Below are 17,847 nucleotides of genomic sequence, written 5' to 3'. Positions count from 1 at the left end.
CTTCAGAACCTTAATCTTGCCAGCAATGGCCGCCCACTTCTACCTGTTTTTGCCATTTATCCGGCAATTAATTCCGCTCAGATAGGGTGTTTTGCAAGAGCCTCATAAGTAAAAAAATTAAATTGTGAAATTTTTTTTGCATCGCAGTATTAATGTTAATTTCATATTATTCAACGAATTATGCTACAAAAGTTATATTAAAGAAAGGCTTTTCATATTGAATGTTACAATATGATTAAAGTTTTCAATAAGTTGTAGTTTTTTTCCTACAACTGGTTGTGTTTAAAAGGTAAATCATGTCAAGCCTATTCTTTGCCAAACTAGGTGCTAACCATGGCACCTGACAATCGTACAAGTTCATATAACGCCGCAAACTGTCACCAAAAGGCCTACTATTGCTTAAAGATTATTTGTTTTGAAGAAAATAAGCGTTGAATCCATCACAACAATGATATGGATTACTATACTATAACTATTTGTTTAATAGGCAATTTAGGACAGGCACTGCTAATTTGAGTTCAATACAGTGATATTTTTTAACCCTCCTGTAATGCTTCCCTAAGTTTGTATGTAATATCCCCTTTTAAGTAGACACTCCTGAAGAGAAAAACTTGCTTGTTGTTGATAATATACAGGCGATAACGTTCCTAGTGCTGTTGGAGGATGATCATCGTTGTAAATCTTGATCCATTTTTCTATAATTTCACGTACCTCCTTGAGGTTTTCAAATAAATACGCATTGAGCACTTCATGACGGTAAGTATGGTTAGCTCATTCAATAAAGACGTTTTGTTGCGGTTTTCCAGGTGGGATACCTTTCAGTTTAATGCCCTTAGATTCACCACAACCCATAAAAGTAGGAGGCCGACGTTCACTTCAGTTATCAAGACGTATTGCTTTGGGCAGACGCTTTCTAATTCCTCTAAGTAAGTTCAAGCCCATCTTCTTATAATTAGGCCAAACCCGCTTAGACTCCAGGGGGCAAGAAGATACGTAAATAAGTAAATAAGTAAATAAGTAAAAGATAAACCAAAGCCACAACGATCATTCTTATCAACTACTTGATTGAGCTACATCCATCACACGAGATCTTATTCTTTTTATGTAAACAGCAGACTTCTTGTAATAGGAGGCGCGCGATAGACCCACTGCCAAGCAGGTAATGCTAATCAGGATATAGTCTTCGCCAACTAAGTAAACAACTGCTTTTCTTTTACTCATTGACACTAGAGTTTTTTTTAACCAGGTTCTTAAGCGCTCGGTTATCACTCGTTAGTTCAGCAACGATTGTTTTATATTCCGATAGTTGCGGCTCTAAGTCCTTCATACGTTTGAGCTCAGAGGCTTCAGGACCTCTGTATTTGGAGCGCCATTTATAGAAAGTATCTTGGCTAACCCTATGTGTTCTAAAAATATTTGCGACGGGGATACCACCTTCAGATTCTTTCAATATGTCCACAATTTAGCTCTTGCGAAACTTGGATTCTTCATAAAACCTTCTGTTATTAATATGTGACAAATAACAGAAAATTTAGTCCTCCAAAATATTTAACCTTTTAGAGAGTATTACACTCCTACCAAGGCTAATTCGACGTTGATATTAGGCTTTATAATGGGGTTGAGTAAAATATCTCATTTTCTTAATAAAGTAGTATAGTCGCCTTGAATTATATTACAGTGATAAGATTTAAGAGTATCAGCTTCATTTGAAGTATTCACGTTAGAAACAATAATGTTAGTACTTATTAAATGAGCAAGTTGAATAATAAGTGGAATAATGGTTTTATTGGTCTGTTCCATTTCATTTATGTAATTAATAAAATTATCTGCCATCTTGATTGCTAATAAAGGCAAATCATTGATAAGCTTGACAGAAATTAAGCCTTGTCCAAATTTATCTAGTATTATTTTAAATCCTTCATTATTAAGAATGTTTATAACACGTGATAAATCCTCAAACTTCTCATGAAGTTCATCGTTACTAATTAAAAAAGCCAGTTTTGATTTGTCAATAACATGATTGAGCGATAACTCTTCTAAATATTCTAAAAACTTAGGATGAAGTAGAGACCTTGAGGAGATCATGATGGCGTAAAGATGAGGTTTGTTTTTGTCATCTCTTAAATTGTTAGAAAGAAGTGTAAAGGTCTCCTTTAGTAACCATTTTTGAATTTCGTATATTGACCCTGTTTGAACTGCTATATCATAAAAATCTTTAAAGTAAAGATGCACTGAAGGCTGCCGCTGCCAAATTAAACCGATCTCAAAGAGATAAATTGAGTTATTTAAAGTATCAACAGCTGGCTGAATAATAATATTAAATTTGTTTTTAGAAATTGCGTTTTGGAGATCTAACTCAAACTCAGAGATTTTTTTGACAGCCTTTTGCATCGATACATCATAAAATCTGAATTCGTTTCTACCAAGACTTTTAGATTCGTACATTGCAAAATCCGCTTCTTTAATAATTTCCTCTGTATTTGTTTTATCCTTTGAAAAGACAGTTATACCAATACTACAAGTACTAAAAATTTCTTTTCCATCAATTATAAAAACTTCATTAAATGAGGATTTAATATGTTCTGCAATGATTTTTGTGTTGTTTGTAGAGTCAATAATAGTCTTTCCTACGTTCTCAATGAGAATGATAAATTCATCACCACCAATTCTTGCGATAGTATCCACAGATCTCACTGAGCTTTTTAATCGATTGCTAACTTTAATTAATAGTTCATCACCGGCATCATGTCCTAGGATATCGTTTGTATCCTTAAATCTGTCTAAATCTATAAACATTAATGTACTGTAACAATTTAAACGAGTGTTGATAGCAATACATCGTTTGAGTCGTTCATTAAGCATTCTTCTATTAGGAAGACCTGTTAATGAATCTGTTAGTGCCATATTTTTAATTTTTTCTTCTGCGTTTTTTCTAAAATCATCGTTCCATAGAACTCCATATATTGCTATAGCTTTTCCCTTATCATTTTCTAAGACTTTTCCGTGTGAGGAGATATGATGAATAGAATTATCTTTACCTAAAATACGATATTCAATAAAAAACTTAGTTTTAAAGTCTTTCGATTGCTTTATTACTTTAATCAGATTACTTTTATCTTCTGGATGAACATTAGATAACACTTCAGCTTCAGTACCTTTAAACGTATTTTTATCGAGACCTAATAATTTTAAAGTCGTGTCGTCATAAGTTCTAATTTTGGTATCAAGATCAATTTTCCATGTACCCATTTGTCCAGAATCTAATGCAAGTTTCAGTTCGAACTCTGATTTTTGTAGGAATAGATTGATTTTATTTTTTTTCTCGATGTAAAAAACCAAGAGGAAACCAAATAAAATAATTAGTATATAAATTAGATAAAAAGCATATTGTTGACTTTCTAACAATGTACCAGAGACAGCAGTGAAGGTGAAAAGCCATTTTCTATTCCCCAATTCCATGGTTTTTTCTATTTTATAAACTGAGTGATTATTTAAATCAGATACATTGTGGTGACTGAGAGCTGTATTGCTCGATTTAAAAAGTACCTCTTTTTCTGAGGGATTGGATACATCATAAATAGTCAAAAAAATGGGAGTAAAAGAGTTTTTACTTAGAGCTCTGTTAACTAAGTCCCCCATTCTCAGCACAACTAAGGAAAATCCTATTAATTGATCTTCTTGAGTACGTGAAGCGGTTTCTTCATGAGTAAAAATTGGATTAAAAATCAATACACCCCTTTGGCCATCAGTTTCTTGAACTAATTTAATACTTTCAGTGGCAATTATTGTTTTATTTTTTTCTGCAAGATGTAATGCTAAACTTCTTTTAGGATCTGAGTCTAAATTAAAACCTAAGGCACATTCGTTGCCAACGTAGGGTTCTACATAATAAACAGGATAGTAAACGGAACGCTGTATGTCGGGTAATATTCCCTTATCTTTTTTTTGAGTGATGTTGAAATTTAAAAAATACTTTTTCCCTTCATTTTCTATTTTTTGCCTATTAAATTTTGTAACTTTAGGAATCCACTCTAAGGCCTGAATCTCGGGCGTGTGAGATATAATACGTGTAGCGTAATTTTTAAATTCATTTCTAGTCAGATTGGGTTGAGATTCGATGACGCTACCTAATAGATCTAAATCTACCAAACTCTTATCTAAATTATTTTTAATGAGATAGTATTGATTATTTGATAGATTTATGAAACGGTAACCCTCATCTTTTCTGAAGTCGTTTTTATTTTTTTCATATACTATGAATAAAAGACATACCGTACAAAAGATAACAACTCTACTAAATGTACTAAGTGAAGTGATACTTTTAAAAAAATGGGGGGGGTTCTTATTCATAACCTAACTTTGTTTATTAACAAGCTTAGAATATTTATATTGAGCTTTTAAACAATAATATTCGTAAGTTGTTTTTCGAAATTTTTTTTGCGCTACCAATGTATAATTGAAAATTGATTTAAACTCATGATTTAACTACAATTAAAATTATATCATAATAACAATTCTTTTTTTTAATAGTTAATTAATTGCTAAAGTCCCTATATACTTGTTGTGTGAATTCCATTGGTCAGTATCTAGTATTTCCCAAGATCCGTATATTTAAGAAGTTGAGTTTTCTGTTATATGAGGTAATATTTATAACTGGAGAATTAATTGGAAGAAGTCACGATTTACAGTGATCCAAATCGTTGGAATTTTGAAAGAGGCTGACGACGTTATTGCGATGGCAGACATATTACGCAAGCATGCCATTAGCAGTACTCTCTTTTACAAATAGCGCTCTAACTAAACTGGCCTTGTAATTTTTGAACTTAAACGAGTCAAAATGCTAGAGCAGCAGCTACCGGAACATAATACGATGGTGGTAGAACTGACTCACGATAACCGAGCGCTAAATCACTTATTTAAAAAAACTCTAGCGCTAACCGGTAAAAAAGATGCAGTCATTTACCTGGTTAATGAAGAAAAGGTAGCCATTACAAGGGCTTGCGCTCATCTGTGGCTGGCCAAATCATCGTATTACGTACGCCTAAGCAGTAGAACCAAGGGTGTTGAGCCCGTCTTAAAGCCCTTAATCAAGCTGTTACTAAAAATAGTCGCTGGGATTGTAGATTATGTTTTGATTGGATGCGCAATCAGGATAATGAGTGGAATCTCAATTGGGTATAGAGAATTTACAGGGCAAAGGGCTTGACTTTAGCCAGAAGAACTAAGAAGTGCAGCCCAAGATATCTAGGGTTCCGCTAGAAGACATCGATGGTTTACCTTGGGCGATACGACTGGACAACGGGAGTGAACTGCTGTCTGCCGTCTTTATGGATGGTTATAAATATTAAGGAATAAAAGTGACATTTACCCAACCGGGCACACCGCAACAAAATGTATTTATAGAGCGCTTTAATAAAACCTTCCATCATGAACACTCCATGTTTATTTGAAAATCTCAGGGAGTTACGTGATAGTACAGAAAACTGAATCATGATTTATAACGAAAAAAGACCATACAGTGCCTTTGGCAGAATACTGCTTAGGGACTACAAAGCACAGGCTGTAGACAACACTTTAGGCCTGTCGGGTTGAAGGAGGAGAGTACTAATACCTAATGATTTATTTCTTGAAGATTAATCAAAAATAACGATATTAATTATCTGAAAAGCGAGGAGATAGCACGCTTCTAAAACCTGTTTGGCCTCATAATTATATTTTGAGTTAATTTTTTTTCTAGGTTGTTTTTTCAGTTAATACAATAAATTATAAGAACTACTTTAACTTAACTTTACATTTTCATCTCAAACCAATTTTCTTTCATACAATCTCACTACTATATGTGTTACTTTTATATGTCTTACTTTAAGTTTTGTAATATGAATTTCATTAGGATTATTTTTGGTATTTAATGTAACTTTATTTTAAAATTTAAGTTAATTCGATTTTTCAATAAGAAAAGGTTCAATATGAAAAAATTTCTTCCCGTCGTTGTCTATGTTGCAGCATTACTCTTTAATACCTCTGTCTATGCGGATGGGTGGCGGGGTGGTGAAGGCTGGGGTGGTGAGGGTTGGCGAGGGGAGGGTGATGGCGGATTTGAGGGTGGCATTGGTTTGGGTGCTGCAATAATAGGGGGAGTGGTTGGGGGGATGCTAGGTCAGCAACCCGTTTATGCTCCAGCGGTAGCCCCAGCTCCTGTCTATGGCCCCCCTCCTGGTTATACCTATCCTGCACCACCTGGATATGTTCAACAACCTACTTATGCTTATCCAGCTCAACCTGCTTATGTACAACCTGTTTATCCGGCACCAGTTTATCAAGGCGGCTACTATGGTGATGACGATTAATGTAAAGTTAACTAACTTCCAAATCATAAGCTCATTTATTCATAAAACAAGAATATTCTATTAAAGTCATGAGTTAGTTAACAAATGATGGTGCCGAGAAGAGGACTCGAACCTCCACAGTGTTGCCACCGCCAGGACCTGAACCTGGTGCGTCTACCAATTCCGCCATCTCGGCTTATTTATTATTTTTTCACATAATTGTGAGATAATTTTTATAAATAAACAAATAATCTTTCAATTTTAGAAGGTCTCAAAATTTTGTCAACCAGTAAATCATCCTTAAGATCACAAGATCCTTTCCTTGATCGTGAAAAAAGCCTCTATGAATCACCTTTACCAAGTAGAGAGTTTGTACTGCAAGTTCTTGAAAAAGAAGGAGTACCTGTTACGGTTGAAAAAATTGAACGCATGCTATCTATTAAAGCACAAGAGCGAGATTTGTTTGGTAAACGCTTAAGGGCCATGGAGCGAGACGGGCAGCTAATGAGGAATCGTAAAAATGCTCTTTGTCTGCCTGAGAAGATAGATTTAATCCCGGCTCGTATTGAAGGTCACCCAGAGGGGTTCGGCTTTGCAATCCGTGATGATGGCGGTGGTGACATTTTTCTTGGTGCTAGAGAGATGCATAAAGTTTTACATGGCGATAGGGTCATGGTGAGAACAATTGGTATTGATAACCGTGGTCGGCCAGAGGGTTCTGTTGTAGAGGTGCTGCAACATGTGAATTCCAAGCTTGTTGCCAGATTACATGAAACCCAGGGAGTATTATTTGCAGTAGCTGAAAATAAACGTATTAACCAAGATTTATTGGTGGCTCCAGGACAAACTCACGGCGCCTCCCCTGGGCAAGTTGTCATGATAGAAATTATGTCTCAACCCAGTCGACATTCCGAACCGATAGCTAAGGTGGTAGAGATTATTGGTAACTATCTAGACCCTGGTATGGAAGTGGAAATTGCCTTAAGAAAACATGAGCTTCCTCATGTTTTTCCAGAGGAAGTGATGCAACAAACAGAGTTAATACCTGACAACTTGGTGCCTGAGGATTATTCCGGGAGAGAGGATATTCGTCATTTACCCTTGGTGACTATTGATGGAGAGACCGCTAAGGATTTTGATGATGCTGTTTATGCAGAAAAAATGGCCAGTGGGGAGTTAAGGCTACTTGTGGCTATTGCTGACGTATCACACTATGTTACTGAGGGTGGCGCGCTAGATAAAGAAGCTTTTGAGCGAGGTAATAGTGTCTATTTCCCTAGACGAGTTATCCCCATGCTTCCTGAGAAGCTTAGCAATGGTTTGTGCTCTCTTAATCCACAAGTGGATAGGTTATGTATGGTTTGTGATATGAACTTATCTTCTGATGGAACCATTAACTCTTATCGTTTTTATCCTGCTGTCATGCACTCTAAAGCGCGTTTAACCTATACGGAAGTTGCTCAAGCGCTGTTAACTCCAGAGCGCGCCGATAAGAAAATACAACCTCTTTTACCCCAACTACACAATTTAGAGCAGGTTTATCGCTTATTTCTTGCTCTAAGGCAAGAGAGGGGTGCCATTGATTTTTCCAGTTCTGAAACGCGCATGATATTTGATGATCGTGGAAAGATTGAAACTATTCAGCCGGTGGAAAGAAATGAAGCGCATCGTATTATTGAGGAATGTATGTTGGCGGCCAATGTGTGTGCGGCAAGTTACTTGCTGCTACATAAGCAACCCTCTCTGTATAGGATACATCCGCCACCTACCGTTGAGAGATTAAAAGCCTTACGTGATTTTTTGGGTGAATTTGGACTACATTTGGCTGGAGGGGATAAGCCTAAAGCTAAAGATTACGCGGAAATATTAAAGAAAATCCAACAAAGACCTGATCAAAACTTACTTGAAACTGTGTTATTAAGGTCATTACAACAGGCTCTATATAGTCCGGATAATGAGGGGCATTTTGGTTTAGCCTATGAGGCCTACACTCATTTTACCTCTCCTATCAGACGCTACCCGGATTTGCTGGTTCATCGGGCAATTCGGGCGACTTTGAGTGGCCTAACAAAAAAAATGGAGAATCTCACTGCCGTGGGAGAGCACTGTTCCTTAACAGAGCGACGAGCGGATGAGGCAACACGGGATGTGGAGTCTTGGCTCAAATGTTTTTACATGAAGGATCGTGTGGGTGAGGAATTTAATGGTACGGTTAGCTCAGTAACCAGTTTTGGGCTATTTGTGGCACTCGATGATGTTTTTGTGGAAGGATTAATTCACATTTCGGAATTAGGGGCTGATTACTATCGTTATGATGCTAATCGTCATCAGCTTCTTGGGGAGCGAACAGGGATGCGTTATCGCTTGGGTGATCGCGTACTTGTGCAGCTTGTTCGGGTTGATATGGAAAAAAATAAAATAGACTTTGCCATGAAAACCCATCGTTCCAAAAATTCAAAAAAGAAAAAAATATTATGAAAAAACCCGCAGTGATTTATGGTTTTCATGCCATTAAAAGTCGTTTAAAACATTTTCCTCAAACCCTTGAAGACGTTTACATTGATCAAGAAAGAAATGATCAGCGTATGCAGGAAATAAAGGCCCTGTTAGAAGAAAAAGGATTAAATGCCAAAAGGGTAGATGGGCAACGATTACAAGGCTTGACAGGCACGAGACGCCATCAAGGAATTGTTGCTTTAGCCAGCGCAGTTCCCATGATTCATGATCTTGATCATTTGGTAGAAACCTATCAGCAATCCTTACTATTACTGGTCTTAGATGGAATACAAGATCCCCATAATTTGGGAGCGTGTTTACGTGTTGCTGATGCCATGGGGGTTCATGCCATTATTGCACCAAAGGATCGATCCGTTGCCCTCTCTCCTACTGTGGCGAAAGTGGCTTCTGGTGCCATGGATGTTATACCCTATATCCCTGTGACTAATTTAGCCCGAACGCTACGTGATTTGAAAGATCAGAATATTTGGATAATAGGTACCGACGACCAAGCCAAAGAGGATTTATTCTCGGCGGAGTTTAGTCAGCCATTGGCCTGGGTGCTGGGTGCTGAAGGGGAGGGGTTACGCCGATTAACCCGGGAAACCTGCGATCAATTAGTGAGAATCCCCATGTTTGGCTCAGTGGAATCTTTAAATGTGTCTGTGGCAGCTGGTATCTGTTTGTATGAAACCAAGAGGCGGGAAAATACGGCTTTAGCATAGATTGTCAACGCTAAATAGAAATGTCCGCTTTCCTGCAAAGTAGAAATGTCCGCTTTTGCTGTTTCCCTTGCGCTACGGTGTTGCGCGCTGCCCGTCGTGGGCGGATTTGCCGACGGGCATTTTTCTCCAGGGGTGATTGGCTGCAGGCTTGTGTCCGGTGTTGCGCCGAGTCAGTGCCTTGTCGACTCGTGCATTGACCGATTTGCCATCGGCCACCGCCGACTGTCGTTCCGGTTTGTCCATCACGCTGTATGTCAATTCGCGTTTTCTCCAAAGCAGTTCACACGTGCCGTCAAAGTGCCGATGCACCGTCACTTTCGCGCCCCGTAGTCCCAGACCCGTGCCCGTCGTTTCGACCTGCAGCAACTGGTTTTCATGCTGGCAAGACAGGTTTTTTGAGAGCGTTTTCGTTACTTGAACCGACAGGGTGCGCATCAGGCTGGCGGGTGTTCCGGCATAGGCCAGGTGCGCGTCAGACGGGTCTTTGGGCGCGACCGCAAAGCGCCTGTTGAAGTCCTCGATATAGCCCGGCAACCACGCATTGGCCTCGTCCATGTTGTTGATGCCGGCCAGTCGCATTTCCTTGACCAGCCTGTCCTGCAAGGTCTGATTGGCGCGTTCCACGCGTCCTTTGGCCTGCGGGCTGTGCGCGTGGATGCATGCGATTCCCAGCTCGCGCGCCGCACGCGAGAATTGTGTTTCGGCCTCCGGATCGGACTCCTTGGCGTTGATGCGGAAGATGCTGTGGCGGTCAGAGTACAACGCCGCAGGTACGCCGTGCGCCAGAATATGATCGTGCAACACCTGCATATAGTCCAGCGTGGTTTCGCTCGGTGCAAAGCGCAGTTGCGTCAGCCGTCCGGTAGCATCGTCGATGAATACCAGCAGAGTGCAATATTCGCCGCGGTCTTCAAACCAGTCGTGGGGGCTGCCGTCGATCTGGATCATCTCGCCGAAGCGGGCGCGACGCTCGCGCATCGGGTGTGCGCATATGGAGCCGCCTTTCCTGGGGTGCCAGTGGCCCGCCTTGATCATTAGCTGGCGCGTGGTCTCGACAGACAGATTTACCTCATGCAGTTCGGCCAGCTTCTCGCAGGCCAGCGTCGGCCCGAAGTCGCTGTAATGCGCGCCAATGAGATCAATGGCCATCGTGCAGATGGCATCGTCCAGCCGCCGATTCGATGCCTTGCCGCGCTTCCTGCTGATCAGTCCGGACAGCCCCGCTGCCTGATAACGCCGGGTCAGGCGGCGCACCTGGCGGGTAGTGATACCCAGTCGCCGCGCGGCTTCCTGTTGGTCGATTTTGCCCTCTGTCAACAGATCCAGCATCTGGGCTCGCTTCACTTCTTTTTGACTCATGAGTTTGTCCATCTTCAAAATATCCGCCACTGTTTCTAACAGCGTGAGTTTAACTACCAGCGGACATTTCTATTTGGGAGAAACCGGACATTACTACTTTGCGCTAACACGGCTTTAGCATAGATTTGCTAACTGTTTGATTTTTAGTTAAAATAGAAGACTTTTTAAGACCTTGCTAACTTTACTTGCCAAAGATTAAGTTAGCTCTGCCAATTTTGGCTTAACCATAAGGAGATGTTATGCGGCATTATGAGATAGTATTTATTGTTCATCCTGATCAAAGCGAGCAAGTTGGCGCCATGGTCGAGCGTTATAAGAACATGGTGACACAAGGTGGTGGACAAATTCATCGTTTTGAAGACTGGGGTCGTCGTCAACTAGCCTATCCAATTCAAAAAATCCACAAAGCCCATTATGTTTTAATGAATATTGAATGCAGCAGTGAGATTTTGGCGGAAATTGAAAACGCATTCCGCTTTAATGATGCGGTTCTTCGTCATTTAACTATTCAGATGAAAGGTCCTGTGTCTGACATTTCACCTATGATGCGTGAAGAAAAACGTGCGCCCCGTGAGGACTTGATGGTCCGTGATGGTGATTCACCGGAGGCTGTTTCTGCTTAATAATGCGAAATGAGGTGGTGTTAGAAGGATTCGTTTCATCTCACAACTCCCTAAGATATACCCCATCAGGGATAGCAAATTTTGTGGGAATATTTTCCCATCAATTGAGCTTAAATGACGGTGAGACAACACAGACAACTCTTTCTATCACTATGACAGCGTTTGCAGAGGTGGCAGTTTTATTAAGTCAATTGTCTCATCCTGTGGGACTTATGATTAAGGGTCAATTGATAAAGAAACATGCTAACAGCAGAGAGCTGGTGATTAAAGTAAATCAATTTAAATTGAGTAATGGAGTTTAAAATGCCAAGAAAAGATAATAAAAAAGAACCACGTAACAATCAGGCTAAAAATGCCAGTATGTTTCGTCGTCGTAAATTCTGTCGTTTTACCGCAGAGAAAATTGAATGGGTGGATTACAAAGACGTTGATATTTTGAAAGACTTTATTAATGAAAACGGTAAAATTATTCCTGCCCGCATTACCGGTACAAAAGCGCGCTACCAGCGTCAATTAAGTGTTGCTGTGAAACGCGCTCGTTTCTTAGCACTCTTGCCCTATACAGATTTGCACTAAGGAGATAACCATGGAAGTGATCCTCATGGAAAAAGTAGTCAATCTAGGTCAACTAGGTGACATTGTAAAAGTTAAAGAAGGGTATGCGAGAAACTTTTTGATCCCTCAGGGAAAAGCAAAGCGTGCCACTGAAATTAACAAAAAAGAATTTGAAGCACGTCGTGTTGAGTTAGAAAGATTACAGACTGAAGAGTTGAATGTTGCTAAATCTCGCGCTGAACAATTAGCTGGCGTGAAGGTGATAGTTTCACAAAAAGCAGGTGTTGACGGAAGACTGTTTGGTTCTGTAACCAATCACGATATCGTTGACGCGTTGAAAGCTCAAGGATTAGAAGCTTCTAAATCTGAAATACGTCTACCCAATGGTCCATTGAAAACAATTGGTGATTACACCATTACTGTAGCTTTACATAGTGATGTGGTGACTGATATCAATGTATCAGTAGTCGCTGAGCAATAAATCCCACCCTTATGGCTGACGATTCTCGTTCTGCCAATTTAAGAGTTCCGCCTCACAACATAGAGGCGGAACAATCTGTTCTGGGCGGTTTACTTCTTGATAACCATGCTTGGGATAAAATCGCAGATTTAATTAATGAATCCGACTACTACCGAGAAGATCACCGAAAAATCTATCGTGCCATTCTCTCTTTAGTTGAAAAGGGTAAACCCGCAGATATTTTAACCCTGTGTGATGAGTTATCCTTAAGGGGAGAATTAGAGTCTATTGGTGGCTTGTCTTATATCGCATCCATTACTCAATCGGTTCCTAGTTCTGCCAATATCAGGCGCTATGCGGAGATTGTACGTGAGCGCTCTATTATGCGTTCTTTAGTACAAGTAGGCTCAGACATTACCGAGTCTGCCTTTAATCCCTCGGGGCGAGATGCAAGGGCGCTTCTAGATGAAGCGGAAGCTAAAGTCTTTAATATCGCAGAAAGCGGCGCTAAACACTCGCAAGGCTTTGTGGCGTTAAAGGTGCCTTTGGCGCAAGTGGTTGAGCAAGTGGATGAACTCTACCACGCGGGAAACCATGATCCGGTAACGGGTATCCCCACGGGATTTGTAGATTTAGATGAAAAAACCTCAGGCTTTCAAAAGGGCGACTTGATTATCGTCGCAGGACGTCCTTCCATGGGTAAAACAGCACTTGCCTTAAATATCGCAGGTCATGTAGGAATACAATCTAAACTTCCAGTGGCTGTATTTAGTATGGAAATGTCCTCCAACCAGCTTGCCATGAGGATTTTAAGTTTTCATGGTCGTCTTGATGCCCATCAATTACGAACTGGACGCTTAAAAGAAGAAGATTTTAGGCGTGTCTCCCGTGCCTTAGAAGAGCTCCATGAGGTACCTATTCATATTGATGAGACGCCAGCATTGAACCCACTTGATCTTCGAGCTCGCTCCCGCCGATTACATCGCCAATACGGTGGACTAGGTTTGATTGTGGTAGATTATTTACAATTAATGACCTCAAGCTCCTCCGGTGAAAATCGTGCTACTGAAATCTCGGAAATCTCACGTTCCCTGAAAGCGCTCGCAAAGGAGCTCAATGTTCCAGTAGTAGCCCTCTCTCAGCTTAACCGTGGACTTGAACAACGACCCAATAAGAGACCGGTGATGTCTGACTTACGAGAGTCAGGGGCTATTGAACAGGATGCAGATGTAATTTTGTTCATCTATCGTGATGAAGTCTACAACCCCGACTCCCCCGATAAAGGCATGGCTGAAATTATTATAGGTAAACAGCGTAATGGACCGATTGGTATGGTTCCTTTAACTTTCTTGGGGCACTATACGCGTTTTGAAAATTACGCCTCAGCCATCAATTATCAAGCCAATGACTATTAATTTACGTGGCTAAATTAAAAACCCTATATACTTGTACTGAGTGTGGCGGGCAGAGCCCTAAATGGCAAGGTCAGTGTCCCCATTGTCAGGTCTGGAACACCTTGGTAGAGACCATACAGGAAAATTCAGTTAGTCGCTTTAAACCTCTTAATGAAAGTCAAAAGCCCCAACGTTTAAGTTCGGTAAGTCAACAAGCCATTGATCGTATCTCATCGGGTATGACGGAATTAAACCGAGTTTTAGGTGGCGGTTTTGTGAGAGGAGGAGTGATTTTACTGGGTGGGGATCCGGGTATTGGTAAATCCACTTTACTCTTACAAACCTTAACCCAAGTAGGATTGCAGGGGTTAAAGGTCTTGTATGTTACGGGGGAGGAGTCCCCCGAACAGGTAGCAGGACGAGCAGAGAGACTCAAACTTGTTACGGGTGATGCGGAAATTCTCTCAGAGATTCAATTAGAAAAAATCGTCCGCGTTATTGAAGAGGCGCTGCCCAATTTAGTTGTTATTGACTCAATTCAGACTCTCTTTAGTGATGCACTGAACTCAGCTCCCGGTTCAGTGAGTCAAGTTCGTGAATGTGCGGCTCAACTTACCCGTGTTGCAAAATCTCTTGGTGTAATGATGGTATTAGTTGGCCATGTTACTAAAGAGGGAACCATCGCGGGTCCCCGTGTATTGGAGCACATTGTGGATACGGTACTCTATTTTGAGGGGGAGGGGAGTTCTAGTTTTAGATTAATACGAGCCATTAAAAACCGCTTTGGTGCGGTGAATGAACTTGGTATATTTGCCATGACAGAAATCGGGTTAAAGGAAGTGACTAATCCTTCTGCTTTATTTTTATCTCATTATGACCATCCAGTACCTGGTTCTTCTATCACAGTTACTTTGGAAGGAACGCGGCCCATGGCAGTGGAAATCCAGGCTCTTGTCGCCGAATCCCACCAGTCAGTACCAAGACGATTAACAGTTGGCTTGGAGCAAAATAGATTAGCCATGCTCTTAGCAGTATTAACCCGCCATGCAGGAATTTATTGTCATAATCAAGATGTATTTATTAATGCGGTGGCGGGTGTAAAAATTACCGAACCCGCAGCTGATCTTGCTATTGTTGCCGCAGCGGTGAGTAGTTTAAGAGGTATTCCTCTGCCGCCGCAATGGGTGATATTTGGTGAGATTGGTTTATCAGGAGAAATTCGCCCGGTACAAAAAGGGCAAGAGCGCCTTAAGGAGGCGGCGAAGCTGGGTTTTACTCATGCACTGATCCCCAAGGCAAATCGCTCTAAACAGCGTATTGAGGGCATTACTTTATACACCGTTGATCGTGTTGATGAGGCTCTGAAGTTGCTGCGTGATCATGCACTTCCCTCATAATCGGAGAGTACTACCGTTTGTCCTGTTTTGCCTATGCTCCGCTCACTCATCCAATCAATAAAGGGTTGAATTAATAACTCAGCCGCTCGTTGATCTTGATGAACCTCTCCCGGATGAGTTCTTATTCTCATGGGCGTCGCTATGGGCCCTGGGGCTATCAAATTAAAACGTAAATGAGGGTGATCCTTATATTCCCTAGCAAATAACTGCATTAAATTTAGGACGGTGTTTTGACTAAGACCAAATCCACCCCAGTAGGCTGGTAGAGTTAAACCATGATGCTCAATGGTAAACAAGACCGAAGCATCATGGGCTTTTTCTAGTAAAGGTATAAGTCCCTTAGTGAGAGCAAAAGCACCCATGACATTACAGTTAAAAACATTTTTCCATTGCTCCACGTGTTGGCTTATAAGAGGACCAAGAGGCGCAAAACGGCTGGCACAGTGTAATATTCCATTTAATTCACCCAATTCAGTCTCAATCATGAGGGCCAGTTCGTTGACTTGGTGCTCGGTGACTTTTTCTAAATCCAGAGGAAGTAGTATTGGAGACAGACATCCTGAGATCTCAATTTCGTCATAGATTTGTTCTAATTTACGGTTATTTCTCCCTAGCAAGAGAACTTGTGCGCCGGCCTTGGCATAGGCCAATGACATCACTTTACCTAGTCCCGAACCAGCACCTGTGACTAAAATTGTTTTTTTATTTAAAGCTAAAGTCATGGTTGTCATGGCGGATTTATCATAAGCTTGCTAGAATAACATCTTTAGCCGCGGTGGCGAAATTGGTAGACGCAGCAGGTTTAGGTCCTGCCGCCGAGAGGTGTGGGGGTTCGAGTCCCTTCCGCGGCACCATTCCCTTATTTTACCTGCATTCACTTTTTTACTAAAAAAAGAAAAAAGTATACTAACATAATAAAAAAACCCACTAAATTTATCATGTTCCAGTCGATAGTCAAATTGCCACTTTACTGTTTTAGTAAAATTTTTTCTCAAAATAAGAAAAAAAAGAAAAACTAATTTGCACACAAATTATACGCAAAATATATTAAAACCATATCTAAAGCTACTCTCTAAACTTATATAGTAATAAGATGAATCGACCCCGAAACACTAGACACCTTTCAGCCTAAGACTAGGCCTATAAAGGAGATGTCATAAGCAGAAAATGTTATCCAGAAGAATTCAAGATTAAAGCAGTCAAGTAAATAACCGATAAAAGCTAACGATCTCTGAAGCATTAAGTCGGCTGGGTGTGTCCCAGCACAGCTTTTTCAAATGGCTGAAGATCTGCGGTCTGCCAGAACCTGATCATCTTCAATCTCAGAGTCAGCAAGCTGAACTGCGTCGTCCCAAGGCCGAACTCAAGCGTGTTAGCGAGGAACGCGACATCCTAAAAAGGGCCGATGAGTATTCAATGGGTCAATGCAACACTTAAACTAATGCTACCAAGAAAAGGGGTGTTGAATGACTAATCAAAGTAGAAAGATATTTACCGATGAAGAGCGTCATCGTTGTTGGCAACTAGAGTGGAAACACCCCCTGTTACAGTCAAACATAAGGATGACGGAAATCTGACGGGTCTCACAAGCAATCCTTGTTGGAGACTGACGGCATGTAGGGTTACCGTAAGGTGACCGATAAGCTGCATGATCTGGATGAACGGTGCGGCAAGAACCATGTTTATCAACTAATGCACGCTGAAGGACTACGTTTGCAGATCGGCTTCCACCGACGACTAGGCAAACGCTATGGCCGCCCCTCGATAATTGCACCGAATCATCTGTAACAGTAGTTCTATGTCAACGAATCCAACAAGATATGGGTAACTGACATAACCTATATTCGCATGCATTAGGGCTGGCTATATCTGGCGGTTGTGATCGATCTTTATTCTCGTATCGTCATAGGCTGGTCGATGAATCCAACGATGGTGACGGAGCTTACCCTAGATGTATTGTTAATAGCCGTTAGGCGATGACAACCGAAAATCCGGTGATTATCCATTCGGATCAGGGCAGTCAGTTCAGCAGCGATGACTTTATACGCTGGTGCAAGGACAACTGACTCACCACAACCATGAGCCGCCGTGGAAATTGTTATGTCGATCATGCGGCTGTTGAATCATTCTTTAGCAACTTGAAGAGAGAACGTATTAAACGAAACATTTATGCAATAGGGGAGGAAGACAAATCGGATATATTTGATTACATCGAGGTGTTCTGCAATCGGAGCAGCAGACACAGCCACTTAAATCAGCTAAGCCCAATGGCACTCGAGATGCTACAAACGGGATGCTAAGAAATGTCTATGAAAACGGGTAAAGTCCAAATGTCTGATGGATAAAGGCGAGAATGGAGTCAGTACAAGAAGTCCGAATGCCTTTCCAATAAACCTGATGCCAACAAAAGCAACTAGAGCCCAACCTACTGAAGCCAACTCTTCAAATGAAGGTTGGTCCCTGCAATGACAAAGAGCAGCACGAAGAATTTTTCACCGCCATGACCAAACTC

Annotated in this window: 15 protein-coding genes, 2 tRNA genes and 2 pseudogenes; 13 read left to right on the top strand and 6 right to left on the bottom strand. The window is 41.0% G+C overall.

Annotation, left to right across the window (positions count from 1 at the left end; genetic code table 11):
- Positions 1–558: 558 nt before the first annotated feature.
- The 3 genes and pseudogenes from FERRO_RS10750 to FERRO_RS08960 form a co-directional block, all read right to left on the bottom strand.
- Positions 559–756, bottom strand: a pseudogene (locus FERRO_RS10750) (integrase core domain-containing protein); the annotation flags it as partial.
- A gap of 457 nt (positions 757–1,213) precedes the next feature.
- The gene (locus tag FERRO_RS10745; protein WP_160318134.1) at positions 1,214–1,459 is read right to left on the bottom strand and encodes a transposase; all 246 of its coding nucleotides are present in this window, start codon (positions 1,457–1,459) and stop codon (positions 1,214–1,216) included.
- 173 nt (positions 1,460–1,632) lie between these two features.
- Positions 1,633–4,350 (bottom strand): diguanylate cyclase domain-containing protein, encoded by a 2,718-nt coding sequence (locus FERRO_RS08960; protein ID WP_056930507.1) that lies wholly within the window; start codon positions 4,348–4,350, stop codon positions 1,633–1,635.
- 487 nt (positions 4,351–4,837) lie between these two features.
- On the opposite strand from FERRO_RS08960, the gene FERRO_RS08955 reads away from it, so the two are divergent.
- From FERRO_RS08955 to FERRO_RS08950, 3 genes are all read left to right on the top strand, one after another.
- Entirely contained in the window at positions 4,838–5,206 is a 369-nt protein-coding gene (locus FERRO_RS08955; RefSeq protein ID WP_056930506.1) for a hypothetical protein, read from the top strand.
- A 151-nt stretch (positions 5,207–5,357) separates the two neighbouring features.
- The gene (locus FERRO_RS10740; RefSeq protein WP_160318133.1) at positions 5,358–5,450 is read left to right on the top strand and encodes an integrase core domain-containing protein; all 93 of its coding nucleotides are present in this window, start codon (positions 5,358–5,360) and stop codon (positions 5,448–5,450) included.
- Between the two features lie 516 nt (positions 5,451–5,966).
- Positions 5,967–6,347, top strand: coding sequence for a hypothetical protein (locus FERRO_RS08950; protein ID WP_056930505.1), 381 nt, complete (start codon positions 5,967–5,969; stop codon positions 6,345–6,347).
- An 88-nt stretch (positions 6,348–6,435) separates the two neighbouring features.
- On the opposite strand, the gene FERRO_RS08945 is transcribed toward FERRO_RS08950, so the two are convergent.
- Positions 6,436–6,522: transfer RNA gene (locus FERRO_RS08945), tRNA-Leu, on the bottom strand.
- 83 nt (positions 6,523–6,605) lie between these two features.
- On the opposite strand from FERRO_RS08945, the gene rnr reads away from it, so the two are divergent.
- Both rnr and rlmB read left to right on the top strand, forming a co-directional pair.
- Complete coding sequence (gene rnr / locus FERRO_RS08940) at positions 6,606–8,804, top strand: ribonuclease R (protein WP_056930504.1); 2,199 nt, start codon at positions 6,606–6,608, stop codon at positions 8,802–8,804.
- Positions 8,801–9,547 carry a 23S rRNA (guanosine(2251)-2'-O)-methyltransferase RlmB gene (rlmB, locus tag FERRO_RS08935; protein WP_056930503.1) on the top strand — a complete coding sequence of 249 codons (747 nt, stop codon included), beginning with the start codon at positions 8,801–8,803 and terminating at the stop codon, positions 9,545–9,547. Before rnr ends, rlmB begins: the two co-directional genes overlap by 4 nt.
- A gap of 72 nt (positions 9,548–9,619) precedes the next feature.
- Here rlmB and FERRO_RS08930 read toward each other — a convergent pair whose 3' ends face one another.
- Complete coding sequence (locus tag FERRO_RS08930; protein WP_152975674.1) at positions 9,620–10,906, bottom strand: ISNCY family transposase; 1,287 nt, start codon at positions 10,904–10,906, stop codon at positions 9,620–9,622.
- A 239-nt stretch (positions 10,907–11,145) separates the two neighbouring features.
- Between FERRO_RS08930 and rpsF the strand changes: the two genes are divergently transcribed.
- From rpsF to radA, 6 genes are read left to right on the top strand one after another with little or no spacing between them, the layout of a single operon-like run.
- Entirely contained in the window at positions 11,146–11,529 is a 384-nt protein-coding gene (gene rpsF / locus FERRO_RS08925) for a 30S ribosomal protein S6 (RefSeq protein WP_056930502.1), read from the top strand.
- A gap of 2 nt (positions 11,530–11,531) precedes the next feature.
- A complete protein-coding gene (locus tag FERRO_RS08920) occupies positions 11,532–11,831 on the top strand; it encodes a hypothetical protein (protein WP_056930501.1) in 300 nt (99 codons plus the stop codon).
- 1 nt (position 11,832) lies between these two features.
- On the top strand, positions 11,833–12,105 hold the full coding sequence (rpsR, locus tag FERRO_RS08915) for a 30S ribosomal protein S18 (RefSeq protein WP_239683504.1): 273 nt from the start codon (positions 11,833–11,835) through the stop codon (positions 12,103–12,105).
- A 10-nt stretch (positions 12,106–12,115) separates the two neighbouring features.
- Positions 12,116–12,565: a 50S ribosomal protein L9 gene (gene rplI, locus FERRO_RS08910; protein ID WP_056930499.1), complete on the top strand. Its 450-nt coding sequence runs from the start codon at positions 12,116–12,118 to the stop codon at positions 12,563–12,565.
- Positions 12,566–12,576: 11 nt separating this feature from the next.
- A complete protein-coding gene (dnaB, locus tag FERRO_RS08905) occupies positions 12,577–13,959 on the top strand; it encodes a replicative DNA helicase (RefSeq protein WP_056930498.1) in 1,383 nt (460 codons plus the stop codon).
- Between the two features lie 5 nt (positions 13,960–13,964).
- A complete protein-coding gene (radA, locus tag FERRO_RS08900; RefSeq protein WP_056930497.1) occupies positions 13,965–15,335 on the top strand; it encodes a DNA repair protein RadA in 1,371 nt (456 codons plus the stop codon).
- Here the strand turns inward: radA and FERRO_RS08895 are convergent.
- Positions 15,317–16,066, bottom strand: coding sequence for an SDR family NAD(P)-dependent oxidoreductase (locus tag FERRO_RS08895; protein ID WP_056930496.1), 750 nt, complete (start codon positions 16,064–16,066; stop codon positions 15,317–15,319). The genes radA and FERRO_RS08895 overlap by 19 nt on opposite strands.
- Before the next feature lie 38 nt (positions 16,067–16,104).
- On the opposite strand from FERRO_RS08895, the gene FERRO_RS08890 reads away from it, so the two are divergent.
- Together FERRO_RS08890 and FERRO_RS10035 are read left to right on the top strand one after the other, a co-directional pair.
- Positions 16,105–16,189, top strand: a tRNA-Leu gene (locus FERRO_RS08890).
- Positions 16,190–16,542: 353 nt separating this feature from the next.
- Positions 16,543–17,635, top strand: a pseudogene (locus FERRO_RS10035) (IS3 family transposase).
- Positions 17,636–17,847 lie beyond the last annotated feature (212 nt).

This window comes from Ferrovum sp. JA12, assembly GCF_001431705.1.
GTDB lineage: Bacteria > Pseudomonadota > Gammaproteobacteria > Burkholderiales > Ferrovaceae > PN-J185.
Note: the sequence above shows the minus strand (reverse complement) of the source record. Positions and strands in the feature narration are given on the sequence as shown.